Origin of the sequence: Mediterraneibacter agrestimuris (assembly GCF_943193195.1) — a bacterium.
Classification (GTDB): Bacteria; Bacillota; Clostridia; order Lachnospirales; family Lachnospiraceae; genus Schaedlerella; species Schaedlerella agrestimuris.
The window spans coordinates 45,325-54,192 of sequence record NZ_CALPDG010000025.1 but is presented as its reverse complement, the minus strand read 5'-3'; the positions used below and the strand labels follow the sequence as shown (position 1 = coordinate 54,192).

Sequence of the window (8,868 nt, the reverse complement as noted above, 5' to 3'; positions counted from 1 at the left end):
ACAATTGCTGCTTTTTTGGGTAATTTTCCATTCATCTCCAATCCGCCTCCTTCTGAAAAAACTCTTTCTATTTTATACATTCGCTTTATCTATATTACCTTAAAATATATTTTATAGCACTCTTTGGCACCCCCATAGCTAAAGCAAGGGGACTCTTGTTTCTGCCACCATTGCATTTGCTTTCGGCATTACAATGTCTTACACAGTGTCCACAAGCTAGATTACTTAAAAATCACATTCATTCGAATTCAACGAAACTGGTGGCTTTAGAAAATAATAAATAAATCATCCTGTTTTTCGTTTTACATGGTTTTGTGCACTCACTCATCTACAATGACAGAGCCAATTCAAAGATGCTATCACTTTTTTTTATCCTATCTTGTCAATTCTGTTGTAAAAAATATTTCATCGTAATTTCTTTTCTTATATTAAACAAATATAATACAAAACCACCTATTACAACTAAATTTACAATCCAAAATAATGTGTTTCTATACAAAAACTCAATAGGTAAACCATTAAATTGCACCTTTGAAAATAAAAAGTGAAAACTATTTATCATTGGACGTTGTAATCTGATTAGCACTACATAATACAATGTGGGAAACATTAGGAAATACACCAGTCTTCCAAATGCAACATTTCTTGACACGTTATTTTTTTTCCATATTCCTTTGATTTGAAAAAGAATTACCATCATGGTAAAGTAAATGCTACCAACGCACCAATTCATGGCTATTTCTGTATTTTTGTAAATAAAAATGACAACAAAATTTAACATAATGCAAATACCTATTAAAAACTTGTACTTTCTTATTATTTGTGTCAGAAACCAGAATATATTAAAATTCTTTTCACTTTTATCAGTAGTAACAGAAATAATATTCGAAAAGATATAAGTCAGGATAAGTCCTACAACATACAAAATGCACATCCAATTCAATTTATTATTAAAACAATCACTCAAAATTGCTGCAATAATTAAAATTCGTAAGTAAATTTTACTGCTCAGAATTTTTTTTAGGCTCATAATTTTCTCACCTCTCTATTTACTGCTAGTTCTTGCTACTGCCTTAACACGATCAAGACTATTTAATGTAATAGGGTTACATTCATACATATAATGTTCATCCGATTTATATATGCTAAAGTATGGACATCCACCAAAACATAACGGTAGTTTCTTAATTATATTCTTTCTCAAAACAATATGCGCAACGACAATTACATGCATTTGTCGGAAGAAGAGTTAAAGTAAAACAATTATTATTTTACAGGTGCATAATTTCGGAAAAATCAACTCAATACCATCATCCCCTTTTTAGTAATTGTTTTATCATTTTCAATCATATCATCACTTTAATTATTTATCAATATATCATTGAGTAAGTAGGCGACAGTTGCAGGTTATGGAAATATTGTGGAATTCCCCCGAATCTATGACAGCTTCTGCTATTGTACAGAAATCCGAAGATTTACAGATTAATACAGTGCAGGCATCACTTAGAAGCCTGATAAAAAAAGAGTATATCAAAGTAGAGCAGATTGTATATAGCGGCACTGTATTAACTAGAAGTTATACGCCAATTATAAGCTACAACGAGTATCTTGCTATGAGTTGCGAGAAATTGGCTCATTTTTCTTCTCCATTTGCTATCATGGCAAACCTTGTAGATGAAGAAACAGATGAACAAGTATTAAATGAATTAGAAGAACTAATCTTAAAAAGAAAGAAGCAACTGAGGATGGAATAAAGTGTCTGTATCATTGGGCCCTTTTTTAACATCTTTTTTTACAATTATCTTTTTAACAGGATACCTGTGCTATATACTACATTATAACAAAAATATTAAATTACTTCCAATTCACGCTTTCTTTAATTTAAAAATTGGAAATACTAATTTTTCTATTGCCAGTGCCTTCCTTATCATTTGGTTTGTTGGTTTTTATTATAAATTGTTCAAACTAATTTGGCATTATATACAATACCCACGATATTTAAAACATTTGATACATACACCAATAAATTAGAATGGCGGTACAAAATGATAAACGGAAAACTTTACAAACGACTATTTAATCATTCAACTATAAAATGGGAAACTGATTGAATAAAAAAATACGAATCTCTCACAGCAGATCAGGTACTAAAAGCGCTGATTTCTATTAGAGATTCGTATTTTAAGATTTAGAGTCTAAAAATTGGTAGTAACCGGCAGCCCTGTTTTATGATGTCTTATATCAAATACTTAAAACTGCCGATGCTCTTCGCCATTCTTATGCTTCTTTACGGCGTTTCTTCAGTTCTAATACATTTGCATCTACTTTCTTTTTGTTTAACGGATAAATGAATATCAAAGCCAATGCAACCGCTACTAATCCAACGATCGGTACGATACAGGAAATATTAAAGATTCCGTCTACTACATCCGGGTCAAATGCTGTTGCCGTTGTATATCCAACCAGTGAAAGCAGTGCGCCTACCATACCGGAAGACAACGCCTGTCCAATCTTACGTGCAAAGGAATATACGGAATAAATGGTTCCATCTTCACGAATCCCGTTCTTTACTTCCGCATCATCAATGACATCTGTGATCATCGCCCAGATAATCATGTTGAAGAATCCGATTCCAATCATTGCCAGTGTATAGAATACAACATATACATATGGATTTTCCGGTTTCATAACCAGACAGACCATATAGAAAGCTGCGCCTGCCAGGCAGGAAGTGATCGACAGTTCTTTCTTTCCAAATTTCGCAGATAACTTCGTTGCAAGCGGTGCACAGATAACCAGAGTCGCCAGGCTTCCTGCCATCGCTGCCATCGATTGCGCTGCCGGACTTCCATAATAGTTCGGGAATACATAAGCAGACATTCCCTGCATACCGAGCATGGCAAGAAGCAGCAAGATTGCCGCAGCAATAATACCGAGCAGCGCACGGTTTGTCACAAGACTGCGAAGTAACTTTACAACATCCAGTTTTGTATTGTTTGCCGGAACCGGAACACGTTCTCTTACAAGCGTAAAGCAGAGCATATAACAAATAATTGCAAGAACACTGAATACTCCCGCAATGATTGTCATACGGCTTCCGGACAAGACTGTATTACCATTTACTGTTACATATGCAACCATTGGTGTTCCCACACCGATTACAAGTCCTGCCAGTGTTGCTCCAATAGAACGCCACGTAGAAAGAGACGCACGGTCCGTTGCTTCTGCAGAAACTGCAGATGCCATAGATCCATACGGAATATTAATGGATGTGTAGAAGATGCTTCCCCATAACAAATAAGTCACGATCATCCATCCCAGCCTGAATCCATAAGACATATCTGCAAATCCTGACTGATAAATCAAGAAAGAAGCAATTGCGACCGGTCCGCACATTCTCCGGATCCAAGGTTTGAATTTCCCATCTTTCGTCGGCTTGGAACGGTCAACGATCTGTCCCATTGTCACATCCGTAACCGCATCCACAAAACGCGCAGCCATCATCAGCATACCCACAACGGCAGCCGACAGTCCCATCACGTCTGTATAGAACTTTAACATAAAACTGGAAGACAAAATAAATGTAAAATCGTTACCGAAATCTCCGAACATATAGCCGATTTTGTCCCGCATTCCAAATGCTGGGATCTTTTTCTGATTATCCATATCCTCATTCCTTTCTTCTTACTGATTCTTCTGTTTTAAGCTTTCAATTTTTCTTGATCTTGATCAGCTTCGCATTCAGGCTTTCAATAAATCCTTCCGGCATCAAGCTTCCTGCCATGTCTTTCATCTTCTCCATGCTCATGCCCTTCATCATATCCCACATGCCTTCGCCCGGAACCACATTCATGTTCATTGCCAGTTTCACGGCCTCCTGAATAATCTGTAATGCCTCTTCATTGGCTGCAATCTCTTCGATGGTATCCTTAATGCTGTACATTCCCTCTGGGAATTCCATCGGCGCCTTCAGATCCATATCTCCCACTGTCTTGAACCAGTTTGCCACGCCTTCTGCACGTTCATTCACTTCTGGAAGTACATAAATCTCAGGCTCTTTCTCCACTTTCTCAAGTGTAATACTGTCTTTTACATCTCCTGCTGCTGCCAGCACAGTGTTCTGTCCGTCTTTCAGCTCTACATTGAAGACAAATACCTTATCTGCACTTAACTCACCTGCTTTCTCTCCATTCAGATACAAAGTAACTGTCGGCTGATTGGAATAAACACGGATTTCTGTTGTCTCACCTGCACGCTGCGCATAACGCCTGCCGCATACATGTACCATTGGCTCTTTGTTCCAATATGCCTTGTAAATATAATAGCTGTCTTTCTTCGTCTTGCGATCCATTGTTACAAGACCCTTATTATTTCGGCCGGACACACCGCCCTCGTCACGGGCTGCACAGCCAAAGTCAAACATATTCCATACATGTGTAGACCAGATCCACGGACGCTCGTCAAACACCTTTGCCAAATGCTCATGATACAAAGCCTGATACTCCTCACTGTAATCCTTGCATGCCGGATTCGGTCCGTGATAGGTCACGATACCTTCACATCCGTACTCAGACATTCCCACACAAAGATCAGGATGCTTGTTATGGAACATATCCAGCCACGGTCCATTGTCTTCCATCTTGCCTCCATACCATCCAAAGTAATGGTTGTAACTGATCACATCCGTAATATGATGCATCGGACTCTCTACCGGCGTCATGCTTACATGAGCGATTGTGGTCAGTCTGGTCGGATCCAGTTCTTTTGCAAGAGCATTTAACTCTTTATGATTTTCCACCAGCTGTTCGGAAATTCCGCCGATCAGGATTTCGTTGGAAATTCCCCAGAAGCAGATAGAAGGATGATTGTAATTCTGAATGATCAGTTCTTTCAACTGGCTGATGCAGTTCTGATGGGCTGCCGGATCATTGTTCATCACACTGATAAACGGAATCTCTGCCCACACTACAAATCCCAGCTCATCGCATGCATCATAAAAGTCCTGACTGTGCTGATAATGCGCCAAACGGATGGTATTTGCGCCAAGCTCTTTGATGATTCTCGCATCTTCAAAGTGGTCCTTTCTTGTCAATGCATTTCCTTTGTATAGCTGATCCTGATGACGGCTCACACCACGCAGCGGTGTTTCCACACCATTGATGATGAATCCCTTATTTGGATCGCAGGAGAAACTTCTCACACCTGCCTGAACAGATATCTCGTCAAATACTTCATTGCGTCTCTGGAGTTCTGCCGTTACTGTATACAGATATGGAGAATCAATTTCCCATTTCTTCGCATCCGGCACATGGATCCTCACCCTTGTATCGTCTGCCGGACGGCAGGCAGATGCCACTTCATTTCCGTCTGCATCTTTGACAGAGTACAATACAGTAAAGTTCTCATCTGCATTTTTTACATAGGATACGATATCAAATTCTGCTCCGCCGCAGTCAAAAGGTACCGGTGTTACCTGCATCCCCGGACCGCCGTAATATTCCAGATCAAAATGTGTTTCCGGTACACTAATGATATTCACACCGCGGTACAGTCCTCCATAAAACGTAAAATCTGCCGCCTGCGGATAAACGCCGTCTTTATGCTCGTTGCTGCAAGCTACCACAAGAAGATTTTCCTCCCCATCCTTACACAGATCTGTAATATCTGCACGGAAGATGGAATACCCTCCCTCATGATATGTCACCTCTGTTCCATTTACATATACGGTTGCCTGCTGTCCTGCTGCCAAAACCTCCACGAACACTCTGCTGCCCCCGAATGCCTGCTTCGGCGTTGCAAATGTCTTTGCATACCAGTAGTTTCCTCTGTCATAACCTCCATTACCGTCATGTCCGTCAACAGCATTCCATGTGTGAGGCAGGTTTATACGCTCCCAATCTGTCGGAAGCGACGCAGGAAGTCCTGCATCCTTTTGAATAAACCGCCAGTTTTCATTCAAGTTCATTACTTTACGCATACTGTTTGTTCCTCCTTTTTGAGTTCATTCTATGTATCTGCCTGTAACTTATTGCTGTCATTATATTAATCACTTTTTTATATTTCAGTTAGGAGATTTTCTATCTATTTTCGTATTATTTTTATACCCTCTTGTTTTTTACCAAAAATTGTACGATAATAGAATATAATTTTACGATTCAAAAATAGATACATAAAATGATTTCTATTCTCACAAACTATATTTTATTCATAGAAAGGATTCTTATGCATTACGAAGCAGAATTGACATTTTTATGCCGGTTGTTCAAAAACCTTCACACTAAGACAATCTTACTTGACGCGAACAGCAATGACTTCCCAGTATTGGATCTGGGGCTGCGTGAAATGATTTATGGCAAAACAGACTACAAGAAATTATTTTTTTCGATTCCGAATATTCACAAGCCAAACACAATTTTTCTGATGCAGGACGCATTTTTATGCCGCTATGCCTGTTTTCCGCTGCCAGATACGGAAAACTCCCCGTCCTATTTACTAATCGGACCTTATACTAACCATTATATAACCAAATCGATTCTGCTGAACATTGCAGAGCGCCATGCGCTCTCTCCCCAGCAGTATAACCAGTTGAACAAATATTATTCTAATCTTCCCGTCATCCCAGAAGAAGACAGCCTGCGTATCCTGTTCTCGACATTGGGTGAAACACTATGGGATAGTATGGAAAACTTTTCCATTGAATATATGGATAATCTGATGCCCGAAAACATTGAGCCTGTAGCATCCAGACCGGATTTCCGGGAACCGGAAGAAGCATTCCTAACCATGCAGGTTCTGGAAAAACGATATGCCTCGGAAAATCTTTTGATACATGCCGTTTCTCAGGGTCTGACACACAAAGCAGAAGCCGCTATCGCACGAAACAGCTTTCGTCTGATGGAACAACGGCTTGCTGATCCGGTACGGGATATTAAGAATTATTGCATCATCCTGAATACCATCTTACGGAAAGGCGCAGAATATGGAGACGTCCATCCCCTGCATATCGACAGCCTTTCTTCCCGTTTTGCCCGCAAGATCGAACAGATTGTGTCTCCGGAATCGGGACTGACGCTGCAAAAAGAGATGGTACACAAATACTGTCTGCTTGTCAAAAACCACTCCACAAAAGGCTACTCGCTTCCTATACAAAAAGTACTTGCAAGAATTGATTCTGACTTAACGGCAGACTTAAGTCTCAAAACACAGGCGCAGCTCTTAAATGTAAACGCCAGTTATCTTTCTACCTTATTTAAAAAGGAGACCGGTGTAACACTGACAGATTATGTCAACAAGAAACGGGTAGAAAACGCAGTTTTTTTGCTTAATTCCACCAATATGCAGATTCAGGGCATCGCACAGTTCTGTGGCATACAAGATGTCAATTATTTTACGAAAATATTTAAAAAGTATATTGGGAAAACCCCCAAGGAATATCGGGGAGAGATATCATAAAGAGAGGGGGCAAATTACCTTTTGCCCCCAGCATCATGGCATTATGCAAAGAAGGATATTATAAGCGCTACAGCAAATCCTGTTACACCAACCAGTGTCTCCATAACTGTCCATGTCTTCAATGTTGTCTTTTCATCCATTCCAACCAATGATTTGACTAACCAGAAACCAGAATCATTAAAGTGGGAACATACTGTCGATCCGCCTGCAATTGCTGCTGTTACACAGGCAAGATACAATGGTGAAAGCTCTGCGATTCCCGGCATTGCCGCGATAATACCGGCAGCCATTGTCATGGCTACAGTTGCAGAACCTACGGAAATACGAACCAGCGCCGCTACGATAAAGGCTACGATCACCATCGGAAGTGCCGCCGAAGAAACTGCATTTCCGATCACTTCACCAAGTCCCGAATACTGCAGCATATAGCGGAGAACACCGCCGCTTGCCGTTACCAGCAGAATCATACCTGTCGGTTCTAAGGATTTTGTCATGATCTGTTCTAGCTCTTTCTTATTATAACCATAACGATATCCGAGAATGCACATTGCTACAATCGTTGCTATCAAAAGCGCTACAAATGGTTCTCCTAAGAAACCGAGTATCGGACGTGCCGATTCAAGCGCAGGCACCACGCCTGCCACAGAATCCATAATGATCAGTACAAGCGGAATCATTATAATTCCTACAATCACACTAAATTTCGGCAGTTTAGATTCATCGAAGTCTTCCTGATTTGCTACATGCTCTGGAATCGCCACATTATATTTCTTTCCGCAAATAGCTCCCCATATCGGCCCCGCTACGATCATCGCGGCAGTTCCACAGAAAATGCCTACCAGAATTACCCATCCGAGTTCAACCTCCAGCATAGTTGCCACAAGTACCGGCCCCGGTGTGGGCGGGATAAATGCATGCCCGACCGCCAGACCTGCCAGCAGCGGAATCACATAAAATAGCGAAGACTTCTTTGTTCTTTTTGCAAGTGAAAACGCCAGAGGAATCAAGATAATCAGTCCTGCGTCAAAAAATACCGGCATTGCAATAACTAGCCCTGTAATTCCAAGCGCCCATGCCGCTTTTTGGTCACCGAATTTCTTGACCATGGTAACAGCAATCGTCTGCGCACCACCCGACGCTTCAAGTATGGCGCCGAACATAGACCCCAGGCCCACCAGCAGGGCAATTCCTTTTAATGTGTTTCCAATACCGTCATTGACTGCAAGTACTATATCTTCTACCGGCATGCCCGCCATCAGGCCAATTGCCAGTGCTCCGATTAAAATGGCGATCATTGCCTGAATGTTAAATTTAATGATCAATACTAATAATATAACTAATCCTACCAATGCCGCTATTACAAGCCGGGTTGGATTCAAAGATGTTACAGCATCCATTTCCTATACCTCCTGAAAA

6 protein-coding genes are annotated in these 8,868 nt (G+C 40.6%); 2 read left to right on the top strand and 4 right to left on the bottom strand.

Features of this window, described 5'->3' with window-relative positions; genetic code table 11:
- Window positions 1–382 precede the first annotated feature (382 nt).
- Entirely contained in the window at window positions 383–1,030 is a 648-nt protein-coding gene (locus tag NFS18_RS12305; protein WP_251390526.1) for a hypothetical protein, read from the bottom strand.
- Between the two features lie 370 nt (window positions 1,031–1,400).
- Between NFS18_RS12305 and NFS18_RS12300 the strand changes: the two genes are divergently transcribed.
- Window positions 1,401–1,754: a BlaI/MecI/CopY family transcriptional regulator gene (locus tag NFS18_RS12300; protein WP_277613621.1), complete on the top strand. Its 354-nt coding sequence runs from the start codon at window positions 1,401–1,403 to the stop codon at window positions 1,752–1,754.
- 523 nt (window positions 1,755–2,277) lie between these two features.
- On the opposite strand, the gene NFS18_RS12295 is transcribed toward NFS18_RS12300, so the two are convergent.
- Window positions 2,278–3,666 (bottom strand): MFS transporter, encoded by a 1,389-nt coding sequence (locus tag NFS18_RS12295; RefSeq protein WP_251390522.1) that lies wholly within the window; start codon window positions 3,664–3,666, stop codon window positions 2,278–2,280.
- A gap of 43 nt (window positions 3,667–3,709) precedes the next feature.
- Complete coding sequence (locus tag NFS18_RS12290; protein ID WP_251390520.1) at window positions 3,710–5,977, bottom strand: glycoside hydrolase family 2 protein; 2,268 nt, start codon at window positions 5,975–5,977, stop codon at window positions 3,710–3,712.
- Between the two features lie 245 nt (window positions 5,978–6,222).
- Between NFS18_RS12290 and NFS18_RS12285 the strand changes: the two genes are divergently transcribed.
- Window positions 6,223–7,452: an AraC family transcriptional regulator gene (locus tag NFS18_RS12285; RefSeq protein WP_251390518.1), complete on the top strand. Its 1,230-nt coding sequence runs from the start codon at window positions 6,223–6,225 to the stop codon at window positions 7,450–7,452.
- Window positions 7,453–7,493: 41 nt separating this feature from the next.
- On the opposite strand, the gene NFS18_RS12280 is transcribed toward NFS18_RS12285, so the two are convergent.
- Window positions 7,494–8,849, bottom strand: coding sequence for a GntP family permease (locus NFS18_RS12280; protein ID WP_251390515.1), 1,356 nt, complete (start codon window positions 8,847–8,849; stop codon window positions 7,494–7,496).
- Between the last annotated feature and the right edge of the window lie 19 nt (window positions 8,850–8,868).